The 19801-nt window shown below is 76.6% G+C and carries 16 protein-coding genes and 1 pseudogene; 13 read left to right on the top strand and 4 right to left on the bottom strand.

Annotated features, from left to right (window positions below; translation table 11 throughout):
* Positions 1 to 27: 27 nt before the first annotated feature.
* The gene (locus KPL57_RS43405) at positions 28 to 1065 is read left to right on the top strand and encodes an NAD(P)-dependent alcohol dehydrogenase (protein ID WP_226356208.1); all 1038 of its coding nucleotides are present in this window, start codon (positions 28 to 30) and stop codon (positions 1063 to 1065) included.
* Here the strand turns inward: KPL57_RS43405 and KPL57_RS43400 are convergent.
* From KPL57_RS43400 to KPL57_RS43390, 3 genes are read right to left on the bottom strand one after another with little or no spacing between them, the layout of a single operon-like run.
* Positions 1058 to 1735, bottom strand: coding sequence for a response regulator transcription factor (locus tag KPL57_RS43400; protein ID WP_226356207.1), 678 nt, complete (start codon positions 1733 to 1735; stop codon positions 1058 to 1060). The two genes, KPL57_RS43405 and KPL57_RS43400, sit on opposite strands and share 8 nt — an antisense overlap.
* Positions 1732 to 3039, bottom strand: a complete 1308-nt coding sequence (locus KPL57_RS43395; protein ID WP_226356206.1) for a sensor histidine kinase — start codon at positions 3037 to 3039, stop codon at positions 1732 to 1734. The genes KPL57_RS43400 and KPL57_RS43395 overlap by 4 nt, the downstream gene beginning before the upstream one ends.
* A complete protein-coding gene (locus tag KPL57_RS43390) occupies positions 3036 to 4346 on the bottom strand; it encodes a heparan-alpha-glucosaminide N-acetyltransferase domain-containing protein (protein WP_308253097.1) in 1311 nt (436 codons plus the stop codon). Before KPL57_RS43390 ends, KPL57_RS43395 begins: the two co-directional genes overlap by 4 nt.
* Between KPL57_RS43390 and KPL57_RS70745 the strand changes: the two are divergent.
* Positions 4290 to 4733: pseudogene (locus tag KPL57_RS70745) on the top strand (DUF664 domain-containing protein); the annotation flags it as partial. The gene KPL57_RS43390 and the pseudogene KPL57_RS70745 overlap by 57 nt on opposite strands.
* A gap of 154 nt (positions 4734 to 4887) precedes the next feature.
* Here KPL57_RS70745 and KPL57_RS70740 read toward each other — a convergent pair.
* Entirely contained in the window at positions 4888 to 6867 is a 1980-nt protein-coding gene (locus KPL57_RS70740; protein WP_308253096.1) for a hypothetical protein, read from the bottom strand.
* Positions 6868 to 7497: 630 nt separating this feature from the next.
* On the opposite strand from KPL57_RS70740, the gene KPL57_RS43380 reads away from it, so the two are divergent.
* The 11 genes from KPL57_RS43380 to KPL57_RS43330 all read left to right on the top strand — a co-directional run bounded on the left by KPL57_RS43380 (position 7498) and on the right by KPL57_RS43330 (position 19674).
* Entirely contained in the window at positions 7498 to 8448 is a 951-nt protein-coding gene (locus KPL57_RS43380) for a tetratricopeptide repeat protein (protein WP_226356204.1), read from the top strand.
* Positions 8449 to 8566: 118 nt separating this feature from the next.
* Complete coding sequence (locus KPL57_RS43375) at positions 8567 to 9304, top strand: SDR family NAD(P)-dependent oxidoreductase (protein ID WP_226356703.1); 738 nt, start codon at positions 8567 to 8569, stop codon at positions 9302 to 9304.
* A gap of 24 nt (positions 9305 to 9328) precedes the next feature.
* Entirely contained in the window at positions 9329 to 10135 is an 807-nt protein-coding gene (locus KPL57_RS43370) for an enoyl-CoA hydratase/isomerase family protein (RefSeq protein ID WP_226356203.1), read from the top strand.
* A 53-nt stretch (positions 10136 to 10188) separates the two neighbouring features.
* A complete protein-coding gene (locus KPL57_RS43365; protein WP_226356202.1) occupies positions 10189 to 13056 on the top strand; it encodes an FAD-binding and (Fe-S)-binding domain-containing protein in 2868 nt (955 codons plus the stop codon).
* A 262-nt stretch (positions 13057 to 13318) separates the two neighbouring features.
* Positions 13319 to 13723: a hypothetical protein gene (locus KPL57_RS43360; RefSeq protein ID WP_226356201.1), complete on the top strand. Its 405-nt coding sequence runs from the start codon at positions 13319 to 13321 to the stop codon at positions 13721 to 13723.
* 180 nt (positions 13724 to 13903) lie between these two features.
* On the top strand, positions 13904 to 15406 hold the full coding sequence (locus KPL57_RS43355; RefSeq protein ID WP_226356200.1) for an APC family permease: 1503 nt from the start codon (positions 13904 to 13906) through the stop codon (positions 15404 to 15406).
* Between the two features lie 47 nt (positions 15407 to 15453).
* Positions 15454 to 16152 carry a response regulator transcription factor gene (locus tag KPL57_RS43350; RefSeq protein ID WP_374203842.1) on the top strand — a complete coding sequence of 233 codons (699 nt, stop codon included), beginning with the start codon at positions 15454 to 15456 and terminating at the stop codon, positions 16150 to 16152.
* Positions 16149 to 17444 (top strand): HAMP domain-containing sensor histidine kinase, encoded by a 1296-nt coding sequence (locus KPL57_RS43345; protein ID WP_226356198.1) that lies wholly within the window; start codon positions 16149 to 16151, stop codon positions 17442 to 17444. Before KPL57_RS43350 ends, KPL57_RS43345 begins: the two co-directional genes overlap by 4 nt.
* An 84-nt stretch (positions 17445 to 17528) precedes the next feature.
* On the top strand, positions 17529 to 17897 hold the full coding sequence (locus KPL57_RS43340) for a hypothetical protein (RefSeq protein WP_226356197.1): 369 nt from the start codon (positions 17529 to 17531) through the stop codon (positions 17895 to 17897).
* 112 nt (positions 17898 to 18009) lie between these two features.
* Positions 18010 to 18732 (top strand): hypothetical protein, encoded by a 723-nt coding sequence (locus KPL57_RS43335; RefSeq protein WP_226356196.1) that lies wholly within the window; start codon positions 18010 to 18012, stop codon positions 18730 to 18732.
* A gap of 66 nt (positions 18733 to 18798) precedes the next feature.
* A complete protein-coding gene (locus KPL57_RS43330; RefSeq protein WP_178375307.1) occupies positions 18799 to 19674 on the top strand; it encodes an NAD(P)-dependent oxidoreductase in 876 nt (291 codons plus the stop codon).
* The last annotated feature ends 127 nt before the right edge of the window (positions 19675 to 19801 follow it).

Raw genomic sequence — 19801 nt, 5'->3', positions numbered from 1 at the left:
GTTTCGTACTAAGTACAGGAGTGCGCGATGCGGGCTGTGGTGCAGGAGCGGTACGGCACGGGCGGGGTCTGGCGCGTCGGGGAGCTGCCCGTGCCGGAGCCGGGGCCGGGGGAGGTTCTGGTGCGGGTCGCCGCGGCGGCACTGGACCGCGGCACGTGGCACCTCATGGCTGGGCTGCCGCTCGCGGTGCGCCCGGCCGTCGGCCTGCGGGCACCCCGGGTCCGGGTCCCCGGCCGCGACCTGGCGGGTGACGTCGTGGCGGTCGGTCCCGGCGTCGACGGGTTCGGCCCCGGTGACCGCGTGTTCGGGACCACCCCCAGCGGCAGCCTCGCCGAGTACGCCGTCGCCCCGGCCGACCGGCTCGCGCACGCCCCGGACGGGTGCGGCCCGGAGCTCGCCGCGGCCGTGCCGGTGTCGGGGCAGACCGCCTGGCAGGCGGTGCATCGGGTCGGCCGGGTCACGCAGGCCTCGTCGGTGCTGGTTCTGGGCGCGTCCGGCGGAGTGGGGACGTTCGCCGTGCAGATCGCCCGGGCCGCCGGCGCGACGGTGACCGCGGTGTGTCGCACCGGGTCGGTCGGACTCGTCCGGTCCCTGGGTGCAACCGACGTCGTCGACCGGACCACGACCGACGTGTTCGGCCTGGGCCGCCGGTTCGACGTCGTCCTCGACATCGGCGGCACCCCGTCCGCGGCCCGGCTGTGCTCGGTGCTGGCGCCCGGCGGGACGGCGGTACTCGTCGGCGGCGAGCGCCCGGACGCACGGCTGACCGGCGGCTACGGCCGGCTGCTGCGCGCGGCCGCGCTCTCCCCGTTCCTGCGCGGGCGGCGGCTCGCCGTGCTGGTGGCCGACGAGAACGCCGCCGACCTCGCCGCCCTGCGCGGGCTCGTCGAGGCCGGGGAGCTGACGCCGGTGGTCGACCGGACCGTCGGCCTCGACGACGCGGACGCGGCGATCGAACGGCTGGCCGCGGGCCGGGTGCGGGGCAAGATCGTGGTGCGGGTGGCCGGGCCGTCCGCCCCGGACACAGCGGGCACCGGGGCGTCAGGGCGGCCCGGGGTCAGCTGACCAGGCCCGCCCGGAACGCCAGCGCGACGAGCTGCACCCGGTCACGCGACTGCGTCTTGGCGAGCAGGTGCCCGATGTGGGTCTTCACCGTCGCCTCGGAGACGACGAGGTCGGCCCGGATCTCGGCGTTGGACCGGCCGTTGCCGACGAGGACGAGCACCTCCCGCTCCCGTGGGGTCAGGTCGGCGAGCGCGGCGACGGCGTCCACCGACGGCTCCGCGGCGGCCGGCTCGGGCGCGGTGAGCAGCGGCCGGGTGGCGCGCAGCAGCCGCCGGGTGGAGACGGGGTCGACGACCGAGTCGCCGCGGTGCACGGTGCGGACGGCCTCGATGAGGTCCTGCGGGGACACGTCCTTGAGCAGGAAGCCGCTGGCACCGGCGGCGATGGCCTCGGTGACGGACTCGTCGAGGTCGAAGGTGGTGAGCACCAGGACCCGCACCCCGGGGTGCTCGGCGACGACCCGGCGGGTGGCGGCGATGCCGTCGAGGCGGGGCATCCGCACGTCCATCAGCACGACGTCGACCTCGGTGCGGTCCAGCTCGGCGAGCGCGGCCTCGCCGTCACCGGCCTGGGCGACGACGGCGAGGTCGTCGCAGGAGTCGAGCACCATCGCGAAGCCGGTGCGGACCAGCTCCTGGTCGTCGACGAGCATCAGTCGTACGGGGTTCACCGTTCTCCTCGGGCCGGGGGTGTGAGGGGCAGGCGCAGCCGGACCGTCCAGCCGCCGTCGGCGTGCGGGCCGGCCTCGACCGAGCCGCCGTGCAGGGCGGCGCGCTCCCGCATGCCGGTCAGGCCGTGGCCGCCGCGCGGTGGGGTGGGGACGGGGCCGCGGGCGCCCTCGTCGTGGACGCGCACGGTCAGCTCGTCGGTGGTCCACCGCAGGTCGACGTGGGTCGGCACGCCGGGCCCGGCGTGCTTGATGACGTTGGTCAGCGACTCCTGCACGATCCGGTAGACGGTCAGGCCGGGGCCGGTCGGGAGCTCCCGCGGGGTGCCGATGGTCCGCAGGTCGACCGGCAGCCCGCCGGTGCGGACCTGCTCGACGAGTGCGGGGACGTCGCCGGCGCCGGGCTGCGGACGCGCCGGGTCGGTGTCGCTGTCGTCGTCCGGACCGGTGCCGCGCAGCATCGACAGCAGGCCGCGGACGTCGGACAGCGCGGAGCGGCCGGTGGTCGCGATGCCGGAGAGCACCTCGACGGCCTTCGCCGGGTCGCGCTGCGCGGCGAACTGGCCGCCGTCGGCCTGGGCGATGATCCCGGACAACGAGTGGGCGACGACGTCGTGCACCTCGCGGGAGATCCGCGACCGCTCGGCCAGCAGCTCGAGGCGGACCTCCTGGCGGCGGCTCTCCTCCAGCAGCCGGTTGCGTTCGCGCAGGTCCAGGGTGCGGCGGTGCGCGGCGCGGCGCAGCGACCCCAGCAGCCACACGGTCAGCGGGGCCATGGCCATCGCACCGAGCAGCGTCAGCACGACCAGCGGCGTCATGTCCGGGGAGGCGAACAGGGCCGCCGGGCCCCGCGCCAGGAACGGCCCGAAGACCCCCACGGTCAGGACGACGAGCGCGAGCAGCCCCGCCCAGCGCGGCCCGTAGGCGACGGCCGAGTAGCCCATGACCAGCGACGGCAGCAGGAACGCCGCCATCGTGCCGGGCAGGGCGAAGGTGCAGACCAGGGCGACGGCGGCGGTCGCGATCGCGGCCGGCATCGGGTACACCCGGCGCAGCGACACGGGCAGCGCGGCCAGCACGGAGACGACCAGGGCCGCGACCTGCATGTCGGACCGGACCCCCTTGCCCTCCAGCGTCCAGCTGATCGCGACCCAGATGAGCAGGGCGGCCAGCACGGCGTCGACGACGACGGGGTTGCGCCGGCCGAGCACCACCGCGCGTTCGACGAGGGTCGGGGCCTCCGACGGGGTGGAGCGCAGGGTGGGCAGGCTGCGCAGGGAGTCCCGCACCCGTGTCGTGATGCTCATCGCGCCTCCCCCCGCTCCGGCTCCGATGATCCCCGGTACCCGATCGTGTCGGCCGCCCGGCCCGTCGTCGTGCTGTCCATGTCCCCAGCCTCGCGCGGGGTGGCCCCGCCGGGCATCGGAGCGGGGTCCGATCCCCGGTCTCCGACCGTGGGCGGAGAACCGGCCGCGCGCACGGAGACGCTGTGCACCAGCGCTTCCAGCGGACCGCGCCCGACGAGCCCGCGCCAGGCCCACGCGCAGGCCACGGACAGGCCCGCGACCAGCGCCGTCGCCGCCCACGGCGCGGTCTGCGGCCACTCGCCGAGCGCGGCGAGCAGCGCGATGTGCCCGGCGTAGAGGGTCAGCGCGAGCGCGCCGGTCGCGGTGAGCGGGGCGAGCAGCCGACCCCCGTACCGGGCGGCGAGCAGGCACAGGCCGAGCACGGCGACGGCGACCCCGGCCGCCCCGACGACGTCGAACGGGCTGCCGCTGTGCGGGGTCGCGGCGAGCAGCCAGGCGGGTGTGGTGGTGGCGACCGTGCCCAGGGCGCTGCCGCCGAGCAGCTGCAGCGCGAGCTCGACGGGGACACCGAGCCGGTCGGCGACGGGCGCGACCGACGCGAGGAGCGCGTCGCGGCCGCCCAGGACGTCCAGCGCCAGCCAGGACCCGCCGTAGCCGAGCACCGCACCGGCGGCCCCGCCGGCGACCAGCCGGGTGCCCGCCGTACGCAGGTCGAGCCGGCCGACCGCCATCCCGAGCAGCAGGAACGGCATCCAGGTCAGGACCGGGTAGGCACCGCTGAGCAGCACCGTGTCGAGCGCGTGCGCGAGCCCGGCGGGCGAGGTGAGGTCGGACAGGTGCACGGTCGCGCCGAGCACCGTCTGCCCGTCGGCGTCGGTGGTGGACCCGAACCGAGCGCGCAGTACCCAGGACAGCAGCGGCCCGGCGACCGCCCAGACCGCGGCGGCGACCGCCAGCGCCCGGGCCGGGGCGAACAGCACCGGCAGGAGCAGCCAGAACAGCACCCCGTAGACGACGAGGATGACCATCGGCCCGCTGCTGATCTCGGCCAGGAGCAGCCCGAGGACCACCAGCAGCAGCCCCCGGACCGCGATCCGGCGGCGCAGCCACACCCGGTTCCGCGCAGTCGGCGCGGCGAGGACGGGCGCGGCCATCAGGGCCAGCGAGACCCCGCCGAGCACCGCGAACAGCACCGCCGCGCGCCCGTTCACCGCCTGGACCAGCCAGGACGATCCCGCGGCGACGGCGACGTGCGCGACGATCATGCCGAGCACGGCGAGGCCGCGGGCGGCGTCGACACCGGTCACCCGGGGGCGCGCGAGACGGTGCCGGCCGGGACGGTGCCGGCCGCGCGGCCACGACCCGCTGTCCGGTCCGGCGGGTGGTGCCGACGATGGGCCGGGGGCCCGGTCTGTCGTAGTCATGCCGCAACGGTGCGGGCCGGGGCGGCCCGGGCGCGTCGGAGCGGGGAACGATCTGCGCCGTCCGACCACGGTCGTAGGGCCGCCGTCGTGGGCGCCCCCTTCTCCGTGACGGTCGACGACGAGCGCGCCCGGCCCACCGCGTTCGTCGAGGAGTACCGGGCGCTGCTCGACGGTCCGGCCGAGGAGCAGGCGCGACGGCGGCCGGTCCCGTCGGCGACGACGCTGACCGGGCTGGTGCGCCACGCCGCGTTCCCGGAGTCCGTCCGGTTCGGGACGGCCGGGTCCGGCGCGTCGAGCGATCACGGTGCGCCGGCTGCACCTGCAGGTCCTGCGCACCGCTGCGGGCACGCCGACATCCTGCGGGAGCAGGTGCGGGCGGCGGGCCGGGTCGCCCGCCGCCCGCACCTCTGTTGGTCCTCCGGGGTCAGGACCCTGATGGGGTCGTGGTGCCGCGGCCGCCGGTGCTGCCGCTGTCGGCGCCGCCGCCGGTTCCGGTGTCGCCGTCCCTGCGGCCGCCGTCGCTGCCGCGGCTGTCGGCGCTGCCCGCCTGCGGGGTGCCGGTCGACGGGCCGCCGGTGCCCGCGCCGTCGTCCGGTCCGGTGCCGGTCGCGTCCGGGGCACCGTTCCCGGTGCCCGTGCCGGATCCCGGCCCCGATCCCGGTGCGGTGCCCGGTCCGGTGCCCGGTCCCGAGGTGGGGCCGGATCCCGCCGTGGGCTCGGGGCCCGGCGCGGTGCCGGGTCCGGCGCCGCCGTCGGAGGGCTGACCCGCGCCGGAACCGCCGGGGTCCGACGGGCTCGTGCCCGCACCGGGTGTGCCGGGCCCGGCCGGGCCCGTGCCGCCCGGTGGGGTGCCGGGCATCCCCGGGGTCGTGCCCCCGGCCGGGGCGCCGGGCGCTGCCGGGACGGTCCCGGAACCGCCGGGCGCCGGAGCGACCGGGCTACCCGGGCCGCCCGGTGCTGCAGGGCCACCCGGGGCCGGTGCACCCGGTGCCGGCGGAGCGGCGGGTGCCGCCGGGGCACGCCCGGCGCCCGGCGCCGGGCGCGGTGCCGGGGGATCGGCCCGCCGCTCCCCCGGGCCCGCGGACGGGTCCGGGCGGGACGCGCGGTCGGTGTCCGGGTCGGACCGGTGCCGCTCCGGCGACACGGCCCGGTCGCGCTCCCCGGCGCCGGAGGAGCCGTCGGGCACGGGGACGAGAGGAGCCGGGGCCCCCGGGAGGCCGGCGGTCACCCCGTCCGGGCGGGTCACCGCCGTCGGGTCGGTCGCGCCGGGCCAGCCCGCGCCGTCGCTCTGCTGGGAGGCCAGCGCGACCGCGCCCGCGGCCGCACCGGCGGCCGCGAGCAGCGACCCGACCAGCACCACGGCCGTGAGCCGGGGGATCGGGCGCGGCGTGACCGCGGGGACACCGTGCAGGGTCGGGTCGGGGCCGGTCGTGGGTGGCCGGGGCGGGACCGCGTCGGGGGCTGGGACGGCCGTGGCTCCGGTCGCGCCCGTCCCGGTGCTGCCCGGCGCGGCGGCCGCGGGTGCCTCGCTCCCGGTCGACGGGATCAGGTCCGGGTCGGAGGGCACCGTCGTCCCGCTGTCCGGTCCCGCAGAACCGCTGTCCGGTCCCGCAGAACCGCTGTCCGGTCCCGCGGAACCGCTGTCCGATCCGGTGGAACCGCTGTCCGGCACCGGGAGTTCTGGCCTCGCGACGCCCGGGGGCGCACCGTCCGGCACGACGGCGCCGGACGGTGGGGCACCCGGGGGCTCCGCGCCCGGATCCGGCGCCTGCGGGTCCGGGTCGGCGGACCCCGGCGCGACAGCCGGGTGGGCCGGCGCCGGCACGGCGGACATCGGGGCGGCGGGCATCTGGACGGCGGACATCTGGACGGCGGACATCTGGACGGCGGGCGCCGGACGCGCGGTCGCCGGGTCGGCGGCGTCGGATGCGGCGACGTCCGATGCGGCGACGTCCGATGCGGCGACGTCCGATGCGGCGACGTCCGATGCGGCGACGTCCGATGCGGCGACGTCCGATGCGGCGACGTCCGATGCGGCGACGTCCGATGCGGCGACGTCCGATGCGGCGACGTCCGATGCGAGGGCGTCCGGCGATGCGGCGTCCGGCGCTGCGGGATGCGGCGCCGCGCGGTGCGGCGGGCCGGCGTGCGGCGGGACCGCGCCCAGAGCTGCGGCGCCCGACGAGGCGACCTCCGGTGCGGTGCCCCCCTGATCTGCGGCGGCCGAGGCCGCGACCCCCGGCGCAGCGGCGTCCGACGTCGCGGCGTCCGACGCCGCGGACCCCGGTCCCTCGGAGCCCAGGGTTGCCCGGACCGGAGTTGCCCGAGCCGGGCTTGCCGGGGCGAAGGTGTCCGGGGCCGGAGGTACCGGGGCCGGGGTTGCGGCGCCCGGGACAGCGGACACCGGGTCGGCAGGGGGCGGACCGCCGGACATCGGAGCCCCGGGCACCGCCCGGCGCAGCGTCCCTCCCGCCCCGAAGGCCTCGATGCCCGGAGGACCGGGCTCGTCCGCGGGCGATGCGACGGGTGGGGCCACCCCCAGGAACGGCGACGTCGGCCGCAGCGGGGGCCGCGGAGGCGGCGGCCGGGACGGTCGGCGCGCCGGCCGTCCCACTCGGTCACCGGTGGCGGGGTCGGCGCCGGTGTCTGGACGCCTCACCGCCCCTGCGTCGTCCGCGACCTCACCATCGGTGTGGTCGGCGTCCCCCTGCCTCGACACGAGGCCCCCTCTCCGCACGGCGTGCGCGCGATTGTCGAGCCCCCGGACACCGCACTCCAGGCACCGCGACGGACGTGCACCCGTCCGAGGGCGTGGACCGCACGGCCGGGTGACTCCGTCCGGACGGGCCCGCCGGCCTCGGACCGTCGGTGCACCTCCTGCGACGCACGGTGATCGGTAAGGGTGGCCTTCGCCTCGGATGCTCGTCCGGGGCGCGCGATACCGCCGGTTACAGGTACGTTCGGTCACGATTCAGTGGGCCGTCCGGGTGAGTCCGGGCTGTTCGTCGCGGTGAGGAGGGGAGGTCGGGTGTCCGTGGCCGACCGGAGAGTGACCGTCCCGCACCACGGTGCGGAGCGGTCGACGACGACCGCCGACCCCCTGCGCGAGGCCCTGCGCTCCCGTCACGACCGCGCCGCGACCGACGTGCGCGCCGCGGGACGCAGCGGCGACATGCCCGCGCTGCTGGACGCGACCCGTCGCGTCCAGCAGGTCCTCACCACCGCCCGTCGCGACCTCGGCCCGGACGACGCCGACACGCTCGTCGCCGAGGGGAGCCTCGCCGTCGCGCTGCTGCTGGGCTACGACCGCACCGGCGGGCTGGAGATCGCCACCCGCAACCTCGCCGCCCGCGAGACGCTGCTGGGCCCGGACCACCCGGCGTCGCTCGCGGCCGCCGACGCCCTGGCCGCGGCCCACCGGGTGACCGGCGACGCCGAGGAGGCGGTCCGCCGGCACGAGGACGTGATCACCCGGCGGGCGCGGGTGCTCGGCGGGACCCATCCCTGCACGATCGCGTCCCGGGCCGCGCTGGCGCTCGCCCGTGCCGACACCGGCGACCTGCGCGGCGCGGCCGGGCTGCTCGCCGCGACGCTCGAGGTCGCCGAGCGGGTGCTCGGCACCGGGCACGCGGTGACCGACGACGTGCGGGAGCTGCTCACCGACTGCCGCGCCGCCGCCGACGCCACAGCCGACGCCACGGCGCCCACCGATGAGCCCGGCGTGCGACCGGACGCGGAGCCCATCGCCGGGCGGCCCGACGGAGAACCCGCCGACGGGCCCGAGCCGCCCACGGGCGTCCTGCCGCGGATGCGCCCGCCGTCCGGGGAGCCCGAGCCCCCGACCGGCGTCCTCCCGCAGATGCGCCGCCCGCCCCGGGACGCCGAGCCCACGACCGGGGTCCTCCCCCGGACCCCCGACCCGCGCGAGGAGACCCTCCCGCTGTTCTTCGACCGGCCCTCCGGCCCGCTGCCCGTGGTGCGCTGACCCGGCCCGGCGTCACGGACCCGCCGGCGGAGATTGACCATGGGGGCCGGTGTCGTCATCGTGGGCGGGGTCCGACACCGGTGTCGGCGACCAGGAGGTGGACCGGCCCGTGGGCAGGATGGACGACCGGACGGTGCTCGTCACCGGGGCCGGGCGAGGCATCGGCCGTGCCACCGCGCTGCGGCTCGCCGGGGAGGGCGCCCGGGTCGCGGTGACCGACCTCGACGGCGACACCGCCGCCGCGACCGCCGCGGAGCTGGGCGGGGCCGGGACCGCGTACGCCCTCGACGTCGCCGACCCCGACGCCGTGCACGACACCGTCGAGCGGGTCCGCGGCGACCTCGGCCGGATCGATGTGTTGATCAACAACGCCGGCTGGGACAAGGTCGGCGCGTTCGTCGACTCCGACCCGGCCGACTGGGACCGGATCGTGCGGATCAACCTGTTCGGGGTGCTGCACACCGCGCACGCCGTCGTCCCGAACCTGATCGCGCAGGGCTCCGGGACGGTGGTGAACCTCGCCTCCGAGGCGGGCCGCGTCGGGTCCAGCGGCGAGGCGGTCTACTCCGCCGCCAAGGGCGGGGTCATCGCGTTCACCAAGACCCTCGCCCGCGAGGTCGCCCGGCACGGCGTCAACGTCAACTGTGTGTGCCCCGGGCCCACCGACACCGCGCTGTTCGCCGACGTAGTCGAGGGGAACGACCGGCTGCGCGACGCCCTGGTGAAGGCGATCCCGTTCCGCCGCCTGGCCCGCCCCGAGGACGTCGCCGCCACCGTCGCCTTCCTCGCCTCCCCCGACGCCGACTACCTCACCGGGCAGACCGTCAGCGTCAGCGGCGGCCTGTCCATGCTCTGACCGCAGCCCCCGGGAGGACCCCCCATGACCCTCGACCCGAGCACCTACACCCAGCTGCGGTTCGAGCGCCGCGACGACGGCGTCCTGCTCATCACCATCGACAACCCGGCGAAGTACAACGCCGCCGACGAGGTCCTGCACGGCGAGCTCGCGCGGGTCTGGCGGGACGTGTCGTCCGACGCCGCCACCCGGGTCGCAGTGATCACCGGGGCCGGGCGTGCGTTCTCCGCGGGCGGGGACCTCGGCATGGTCGAGCGGATGGCCGGCGACCACGAGCGCGTCGCACACATGCTCCGGGAGATGTCCGAGCTGGTCTGGAACATCATCGACTGCGAGAAGCCGGTCGTGTCGGCGATCAACGGGGTCGCCGTGGGGGCCGGGGTGGTCGTCGCGCTGCTCGCCGACATCGCGATCGCCGCCGAGGATGCGAAGCTGGGCGACGGCCACGTGAAGCTCGGCGTCGCCGCCGGGGACCACGCCGCGATCATCTGGCCGCTGCTGGCCGGGATGGCGAAGGCCCGCTACTACCTGCTGACCGGCGAGATGGTCACCGGCGCCGAGGCCGAGCGGCTCGGGATGGTCGCCAAGGCGGTGCCGCGCGAGCAGGTCCTCGACGAGGCGCTGCGGGTCGCGCACGCCCTGGGCACCGGCTCCCAGCAGGCCATCCGGCTCACCAAGCGGGCGCTGAACTCGTGGCTGCGCAGCGCCGGACCGGCCTTCGAGCAGTCCGCCGCCTACGAGATGTTGACCTTCATGGGCCCCGACGTGGTGGAGGGCGCCGCCGCGCTGCGCGAGAAGCGTCCCCCGAACTTCCCCTCGGCACGGGGCTGAGCCTGGGGCAGGGTGGGTGCACGCGCGTCCCACCACACGCCAGGAGCACCACCGTGACCCTCACCGGATCGCCCGCGGAGACACCGCCCACCGACCCGGCAGGCCGCCCGGCCCTGCACGCCCTGCACGACCGGCTCGCCGCCGCGGTCCGGCCCGCCGCCGTCGCCACCCGGGCGATCGACCGGCTCCGGATGGCGCACGACGCGTCGCACTTCGCCCGCACCCCGGCCGCGGTGGTGACTGCGTCGGGTGCCGCCGAGGTCGCCGCGCTGTTCCGCGCCGCGGGCGGGGTGCCGGTGACCTTCCGCTCCGGCGGGACGAGCCTGTCCGGCCAGGCCGTCACCGACGGCATCCTCGTCGACGTCCGCCGCCACTTCCGCGGCATCGAGATCGAGGGCGACGGCGCCCGGGTGCGGGTCGGGCCGGGCGCGACGGTGCGCTCGGTCAACACCCGCCTGGCCCGGTACGGCCGGATGCTCGGCCCGGACCCGGCCAGCGAGGTCGCCTGCACCCTCGGCGGGGTCGTCGCGAACAACTCCTCGGGCATGGCCTGCGGCACCGCCGCGAACAGCTACGCGCTGCTGGACTCCGTCGAGCTCGTCCTGCCCTCGGGCACCACGCTGGACACCGGTTCCCCCGGGGCCGACGACGAGCTGCGCGCCCGCGAGCCCCGCCTCTGGGCGGGTCTGGCGCGGCTGCGCGACCGGCTCCGCGGCGACGCGGCGCTGCGCACCGAGATCGAGCGTCAGTTCTCGCTGAAGAACACCATGGGCTACGGCCTGAACTCCTTCCTCGACCACCACGACCCGGTGCAGATCCTGGCCCGGCTGCTCGTCGGCTCGGAGGGGACGCTGGCGTTCCTCGCCTCGATCACCATGCGCACCGTGCCGGTGCTCGCCCACACCCGCACCGGGCTGCTGGTGTTCGACGACCTCGCCGCCGCCAACCGCGCACTGCCCGGCCTGGTGGACTCGGGCGCGGCGACGATCGAGCTGCTGGACGCGACGTCGCTGCGGGTCGGACAGGGCGATGCCGACGCCGACCCGCGGCTGCGGGCGCTGACCGTCGACGAGCACGCCGCGTTCCTCGTGGAGTACCGCGGGCACACCGTCGACGAGGTCACCCAGCTCGCCGGGGACGCCTCCGGGCTGATCTCGGGGCTGCCGCTGCGGGGCCCGCGGGAGCTGTCCGCGGACCCGGTCGCGAAGGCCGGGCTGTGGAAGCTGCGCAAGGCGCTCTACGCCAAGGTCGCGGGCGCCCGCCCGCCGGGCACCGCGGCGCTGCTGGAGGACGTCGCCGTCCCCGTCCCGGACCTGCTCGCGACCTGCGAGGGCCTGATCGCGCTGTTCGCGAAGCACGACTACGACCACGCCGTGATCTTCGGGCACGCCAAGGACGGCAACGTCCACTTCATGCTCACCGAGGACCTCGACGACTCGGGCACGGCGGGCGGCCGGGACCGCTTCGGCCGGTTCACCGACGACATGGTCGACCTCGTGCTGGCCCACGGCGGGACGCTCAAGGCCGAGCACGGCACCGGCCGGATGATGTCGCCGTTCGTCCGCCGCCAGTACGGCGACGAGCTCTACGAGGTCATGCAGGAGATCAAGCGGCTCTGCGACCCGCAGGGGATCCTCTCCCCCGGCGTCGTCCTCGACGACGACCCGACCGCGCACCTGGCCGGCCTCAAGTCCGCCCCGGCCGTCGAGTCCGAGGTGGACCGCTGCGTGGAGTGCGGGTTCTGCGAGCCGGTCTGCCCCAGCCGCGACCTGACCACCACCCCGCGCCAGCGGATCGTGCTGCGCCGCGAGATGGCCGCCGCCCGGGCCGCGGGCGACGAGGCCCTGCTCGCCGAGCTGGAGGCCGACTACGCCTACGACGGCGTCGACACCTGCGCCGTCGACGGCATGTGCGGCACCGCCTGCCCGGTCCTGATCAACACCGGTGACCTGGTGCGACGGCTGCGCGGCGAACGCGACCACGGCGCCGCGGGCGCGGGCTGGACCCTCGCGGCCAAGCACTGGGGCGCCACCACCCGGGCCGCCGGGCTGGCCCTCACCCTCGCGCAGGCCGTGCCCGGCGCCGCACCCGTCTCGGCGGCGCTGCGCCGGGTCGCCGACCCCGAGCAGGTCCCGCAGTGGAGCCCCGACCTGCCCCGCGGCGGCGGGAACCGGGTCCCCGGCGGGCTCGTGTCCACCGACGCCGACCTCGTCCTGTTCTCCTCCTGCACCGGCGCCATGTTCGGCTCGGCGGGCACCGGCGCGGGCGAGGCCTTCTCCCGGCTCTGCGCACGGGCGGGGCTGCGGGCGAGCGCGCCCGCCGGCCTGGGGTCGCTGTGCTGCGGTACGCCGTGGAAGTCCAAGGGGCTCGCCGACGGCGCCGCCGCGATGGCCGAGCGGGTCCTGCCCGCGCTGTGGACGACGACCCGCGCCGGGGCGGTCCCGGTGGTGTCCGACGCGTCGTCGTGCACCGAGGGGCTGCGGGTGATGGTCGCGTCCGGCCCCGAGCGCTACCGCGGCCTGCGGGTCCTCGACGCCGTCGAGTTCACCGCCGACCGGATCCTGCCCGCGCTCACCGTGCCCGCCCGGCTGGCCCGGCTCGTGCTGCACCCGACCTGCTCGGCCACCCAGCTCGGCCTGCTCGACCCGCTGCGACTCCTGGCCGGGGCCGTCGCCGACGACGTCGTCGTCCCCGACTCGTGGAGCTGCTGCGGGTTCGCCGGGGACCGCGGGATGCTGCACCCGGAGCTGACCGCGGCGGCCACCGCCCCGCAGGCGTGGGAGCTCGCCGGGGTCGAGGCCGACGCCCACGCCTCCTGCAACCGGACCTGCGAGCTCGGCATGAGCCGGGCCATCGGCCGTGACTACGAGCACGTCCTGGAGGTGCTCGAACGCCTCACCCGGGTCCCGGGTCCCGCCTGACCGGTTGGCACGGCGTCCGGGGACCGGCCCGACGACGGTGGACGGGCTCGTCGCGCCGTGCCGGGCCGCCGTGCAGGGCCGGCGCGACCGACAGTGACGAGGATGGCGCGACGCAACGTCCCGTACGGGTGACGAATATGAGCGATCTTCGTGATCCTGACGCGTCTTTTTCGGTCAAGTCCTTGTTTAGACCCCCCGAGACCGGGGATGAATGTCCGTGATGCGCGTTCCGTCGGGGGTGACGCGCACCCGGAAGGAGTCCATGACCGTGACCGTGGTGACAGGTGGGTCCGCGGCGAACGCCGTGATGGCGATCGTCCGGGTCGAGGCACCCGCGGGCGTCGAGGCGGACGTCGTGGAGGCCGAGCTGACCCGCGCCCTGTACACGCACCGCAAGCGTCCGATGACCGTCGAGCTGTCCCTGGCCGACGGCACCGGCCCCTGGCCGCGGCGCGGACCGGCCCGGTACGCCTTCGTCGCGGTGCTGACCATGTCCGGGTGCTCCGAGCCGGAGCGGCTCGCCGCCCGCATCGAGAAGACGGCCCGCAAGGCGATCCGGCGCCGTTTCGGCCGTCCGGCCACCGCCGAGGTCCGCACCGGGATCTCCGGCGCCGAGGCGGGCGCCTACTGGTTCAGCGTCCGGGGCACGCCGCACCGGCAGGTCTGACCCCGCGGCGGGGTCGCGGCGTGAGACGCGACACCGCTGTTTCCGTTCGGGCGCGTCCGTGCCGCATCCTGTGTGCCGCCGCCGGCCCGGGCGGGAGCCGACGAGACGGGGAACGACCACCGTGCTGACCATCCTCACCGCCGAGAACGGCGGTTGACCGCCGCCGCACCGCCTCCCCTCGTGGAGGCCGGCCCGAAGGGGCTCCGCACCGGAGCGCTGGGCCTGTGGGGCAACACCGTCATCGGGCTCGGCGCCACCGCGCCCGCCTACAGCCTGGCCGCGACGCTCGGCTACGTCGTCCTCGCCGTCGGCGAGAAGGCGCCCGCGATGTTCCTCGTCGCGTTCGTGCCGATGCTGTTCGTCGCCGTCGCCTACCGCGAGCTGAACCGCGCGGTGCCCGACTGCGGGACGACGTTCACCTGGGGCACCAAGGCCTTCGGGCCGTGGGTCGGGTGGATGGGCGGCTGGGGCGTCGCGGTGTCGGCGATCATCGTGCTGGCCAACGTCGCCGAGATCGCCGCCGTGTACACCCTGCGCGCGCTCGGGTTCGTCACCGCCGCGGAGAACACGCTGGTCAAGGTCGGCGTCGGGGTGCTGTTCATCCTGGTCATGACCTGGGTCAGCCACCGCGGGATCGTGCTGTCCGAGCGGTTCCAGAACGCGCTGATCGTCTTCCAGATCGTGGTGCTCGCCGTGCTGGCCGCCGGGGCGCTGTGGCTCGTGTACTCCGGCGACGCCGGCCCGCAGGCCGTGCTGCCGAGCTGGAGCTGGTTCGACCCGACCGGGATCTCCGGCTCCGCCGCCGCGCAGGCGCTGATCCTCTGCATCTTCGTCTACTGGGGCTGGGACGCCTGCCTGGCCGTCGGCGAGGAGACCCGCGGCTCGACGAGCACCCCCGGCCGGGCCGCGCTGCTGGCCACGGTGATCCTGCTGGCGATCTACGTCGTCGTCGCCGTCGCGCTGCAGTCCTACGCCGGGTTCGGCGCGACCGGGATCGGGCTGGCGAACCCCGAGCACTCCGAGGACGTGCTCACCCTGCTCGGCGCCCCGATGGGCGGCACGGCGCTCACCGCGGTGCTGCTGCTGACCGTCGCGGTGTCGGCGGCGTCGTCGACCCAGACCACGATCCTGCCCACCGCGCGCGGCGCGCTGGCGATGGCCGTCTACGGGGCGGTCCCGCGCCGCTTCGGCAGCGTCCACCCCCGCTACGCGACGCCCGGGTTCGCCACCGTCGTCATGGGGCTGTCCGCGGTGGTGTTCTACCTGGTGCTGGGGCTGGTCAGCTCCGACGCGCTGCTCGACACCGTCGCCTCGCTCGGCCTGGCGGTGGCGTTCTACTACGGCATCACCGCCTTCGCCTGCGTCTGGTACTTCCGGCGCACCCTGCTCCGCTCGCCGCGTGACCTGCTGCTGCGCGGTCTGCTGCCGCTGCTCGGCGGGGTGGTGATGGTGTGGGCGTTCGTGCAGAGCTCGGTCGACATGCTCGACCCCGCCTACGGCGAGACCTCCTTCGGTCCGGTCGGCGGGGTGTTCGTGATCGGCGTCGGCATGATCGCGCTCGGGGTGCCGCTGATGCTGGCCTGCGCGGTGCGGCTGCGGCCGTTCTTCCGCGGCGAGACCCTCGACGAGGACACCCCGGTGCTCGTCCCGGAGACGGGTGAGCCGCCCTACGGCGGTTCCTAGGCCGCACGGGGTGCGGCGGCCCGGCCGGAGGGACGATGATCGGGCCGGTGAACGCCCGCATCCTGCTCGTCGAGGACGACCGCACGATCGGTGACGTCCTGCGCGGCAGCCTGACCGGGCACGGCTACGACGTCCGGTGGGAGCAGGCGGGCGGCCCGGCGCTCGCCGCGGCCGGGCACACCCCGTTCGACCTGGTCCTGCTCGACCTCGGGCTGCCCGACCTCGACGGCGTCGAGGTGTGCCGGCGGCTGCGCACGCTGCGCCCCGACGCGGTGCTGGTCGTGCTGACCGCCCGGACCGCGGAGATGGACGTGGTGCTGGGCCTGGAGGCCGGCGCCGACGACTACCTGACCAAGCCGGTGCGCCTGGCCGAGCTGCTCGCCCGGATCCGGGCGCACCTGCGGCGCGCCGGCGGCGACCGCACCGAGGACGTGCTGGAGGTCGGGGACCTGCGCGTCGACACCGGGGCGCGCCGCGCCACCGTCGCCGGGCGGGAGCTGGGCCTGCGCACCCGCGAGTTCGACCTGCTCGCCCGGCTCGCGACCGACCCGGGCTCCGCACTGAGCCGCGAGGTGCTGATGACCGACGTGTGGGACGCGCACTGGTTCGGCTCCACCAAGACCCTCGACGTGCACGTGGCCGCGGTGCGCCGCCACCTCGCCGCGCACGACGGCCCCCGGGTCCCGGTGATCACCACGCTGCGCGGGCACGGGTACCGCCTGGAGCTGCCCGGGGACGTCCGGTGAGACGCCGCATCGTGCGCCTCACCCTCGTCGCGGTCGGGGTGACGCTGGTGCTGTTCGGGGTCCCGCTGGCCGCCGGGCTGGAGCGCTACACCGTCACCCAGCAGCGCGAGTCGCTGCAGCGCATCGCGGACTTCGCCGCCCGCTCGGTCTACGACGACGTCGTCCACGACCGGGTCCCGGCCCGGCTGCCCGACGGCCGCGACGACGACACCGCCGTCGCGCTCTACGACGAGGACGGCGACCTCACCACCGGCGACGGCCCGCCGGAGGGCGACGGGGGCGTCGACCGGGTCCTGGACCGGGGACTGTCCTCCTCCCCGCCGGGGCAGCTCGTCGCGGTGTCCCCGGTGACCGACGGCGACGACGTCATCGGGGTGGTGCGCGCGGCCCGCCCGACCTCGGCGGTGTGGTCCTCGCTCGTGCCCCTGTACCTCGGCATGGTCGCGCTGGCCGGGCTGGTGCTGGTCGCGGTGTGGGCGCTCGCGATGCGCCTGGCCGCGCACCTGTCGGCGCCGCTGGAGTCGATGGCCCGCGACGCGGCCCGGCTCGGCGAGGGCGACTTCGGGGTCCGGCCCGCGCCCACCGGCATCGGGGAGCTCGACCGCGTCGGGTCCGCGCTCGGCCACACCGCGGGCCGGCTCGACGACCTGCTGGCCCGCGAGCGGGCGTTCTCCGCGGAGGCCTCGCACCAGCTGCGGACGCCGCTGACCGGGCTGCGGCTGCGGCTGGAGTCCGCGCTCGACGACCCGGCGCTGCTGCGGCCCGCGACCGTCGAGGACGGGCTGGCCTCGGTCGACCGGCTGGAACGCACCATCGACGAGCTGCTGCTGCTCGCCCGCGAACGCAGCCGTGACGCCGTACCGGTCGACCTCGCCCGGCTGTTCGACGAGGCGCAGGCCGAGTGGGGCGACCGGCTGTCCCGCGCCGGGCGGTCGTTCTCGGTGTCCCGCGACGGCGCCCTGCCCGACCCGCCCGCCTCCGCCGCGGCGGTCCGCCAGATCGTCGCCGCGCTGCTCGACAACGCCGTCCAGCACGGGGCCGGCGCGGTCACGCTGACCGCCCGGGAGTCCGGGCCGGACGCCGTGGCCGTCGACGTCGCCGACGAGGGGCCCGGGGTGGCCGAGGAGGACCTGTCGGGCAGCGACGGCCGGCGCGGCCTCGGGGTCGCGCTCGCCCGGCGCCTCGCCGAGGCCGAGGGAGGACGGCTCACCGCACGCCGGTCGCCGTCGGTGGTCACCCTGCTGCTGCCGCTGGAACCGGTCCGGAACGGCCGATCGATTACCTCCTCCTAACCTCCACCTCATCCCCCGTGACACACGGGCTCCCTACCGTCGGTACCGGACGTGATCGACGACGGCCGGTACCGGGAGGCCCGCATGACCACGACGCCCGACCAGCAGATCCGCGACGCGCTCACCGCCGACCCGGTCCTGCGGACCCTCGGGTTCGACCACCGAAGCGTCGGGTCCGCGCCCCCACCCGCCGGGCCGGGCATCGTGCTCGGCTGGTCGGGGCAGTGGGCGGCGTCGGGTTCGGCGGCGCTCGGCACGGTGGTCGTCGACGTCGTCGGCGTCGACGGACGCACCCGCACGGCGGTGCTGGCCCGGGTCGAGGTCGTGCTGTCCGGGCTGCGCGACGGCCCCGTGCGACGGGTCGGGGCCGGGTCCCCCGCGGACGGTGTCACCGTGCTCGCCGGCACCGGCGAGCCCGCCGGCCGGACCGCGGCCGGCGCGACCGTCGGGTAGCGACCGGTCACCGCCCCCATCCGGTGACGGGCCCGGCGGAACGGACACGACGGCGTATCCGCCCTGGTGGGGGGCCGTCACGGCGATCTTGACCTCGCGTACGGTGCGGCCCATGGCTTCCGACACGAGCAGGCCCACGGACGGCAGCACGGCGACCGGTACCCCGGAGACCGACGACGCGGCTGGCTCCGTCGCGACGGACCGGGCGACCACGACCGGCTCCACCGGAACCGACTCCGCCACCACCGACACCCCTGACACCCCCGCCGCCGACACCACCGCGACCCCGGCCGACAGCGCGACGACCGGCACCGCGACGACCGGCACCGGCACGACCACGGGCGGCGCCGCGGCCGCCCCCGTACGGACCGGGTCCGGCACCGCGGCCGACACGACCTCCACCCCGGCCTCCGCCACGACCTCCGGCGGCGGCCTCGCCGGAGCGGGCGCCGTCGTCGCCGCGGGGCTCGGTCTCGCCTCGCTGACCGGCACCTCGGTCGGCGACATGCTGCGCGAGCGCGAGTCGCTCGTCGGGCAGATCCAGGCCGCGACCGGCAGCCCGGGCGACACCATCGAGTCCTTCTACGGCGCGCCCTGGGACGTCGCCGCCGTGGTCAACGGCGTCGTCGCGCTGGTCGCGGTCCTCGTCGGGCTCGTCCTGGTCCTCGGCCCGGCCGCCCGGCCCGCCGCGGGCGCCTGGGTCCGGCCGGTCGCCCTCGGCGGCCTGGTGCTCGGCGTCCTGGGGCTGCTGGTCTCCGGCGGCATGTACCTCGACCTGTTCGCCTCGACGCCGGTGCTCCCGCAGATGCCGGGCATCCCGGGCCTGGGCGGCTGACCCACCCGGTCCCCCGGCCGTGATCGGCGGCGGTTTCCCGCGCTCCCCCGCGGGAAGTCGCCGATCATGAGGATTCTCGTCACCGGAGCACTCGGAAAGGTCGGCGCGGCGACCGTCGCCGCCGCGAGAGCGGCGGGCCACGAGGTCACCGCGTCGGACCAGGCGCCGCCGTCCTACGGCCCCACGGACCCGGACGCGGCGCCCTACGTGCGCGCCGACCTGACCGACCTCGGACGGACGGTCGACCTGGTCGGCCGGGTCCGGCCCGACGCGGTCGTACACACCGCGGGCATCCCGGAACCGTTCCAGGACACCGAGGTCGCGGTGTTCGAGACCAACGTCGGGGCCCTGTTCCACGTCATCGAGGCCGTCCGCACGGTCGGTGTGCCGCGGCTGGTCGTGATGTCGAGCGAGACGGCACCGGGCTACATGACCGGTGACCCGGTGCAGCTGCCCGACCGCCTGCCCGTCGACGAGGAGCACCCCCTGCGCCCGCGGGAGGCGTACGCCCTGACCAAGGTGCTCGGCGAGCAGATGGTCGACGCGCTGGTACGGCGCACCGACAACGCGACGCCGGTGACCGCGGTGTCGATCCGGCCGTCGCTGGTCACCACCCCCGAGGTCTACGAGGGCTACGTCCGCCGCCTGCGCGAGGGCCCGGTCGAGCCCTCGTTCAACCAGTGGACCTTCGTCGACGCCGACGACCTCGGCGATCTCGTGGTGCGCGCCGCCACCGCCGACACCCCGGGCCACGAGGTCGTGTACGCCGCCCAGCCGGACAACGTCCTCGGCGAGCCCCTCGCCGACCTGGTGGCCGCGGCCTACGGCGACGACGCACCCCCGATCGGTGAGCTGGAGCGCCCCGACGCCGGAGCGCTGAGCATCGCGAAGGCCCGGCGGCTGTTCGGCTGGGAACCGCGCGCCGGTCTCGCCGCCCGCTGACCGCGGCGGTACCGACCGGGTCGCCCCGTTCACCCGCTCGATCGCTTCCGCTTCCGGTCGCCGCGGTCGGATCCCTAGGTTCGGCGCGGGTCACCGCCCGGTGGCCCCGTCGCACCCGCCGACCGCG

Source organism: Pseudonocardia sp. ICBG601 (genome assembly GCF_020496245.1).
Note: the sequence above shows the minus strand (reverse complement) of the source record. Positions and strands in the feature narration are given on the sequence as shown.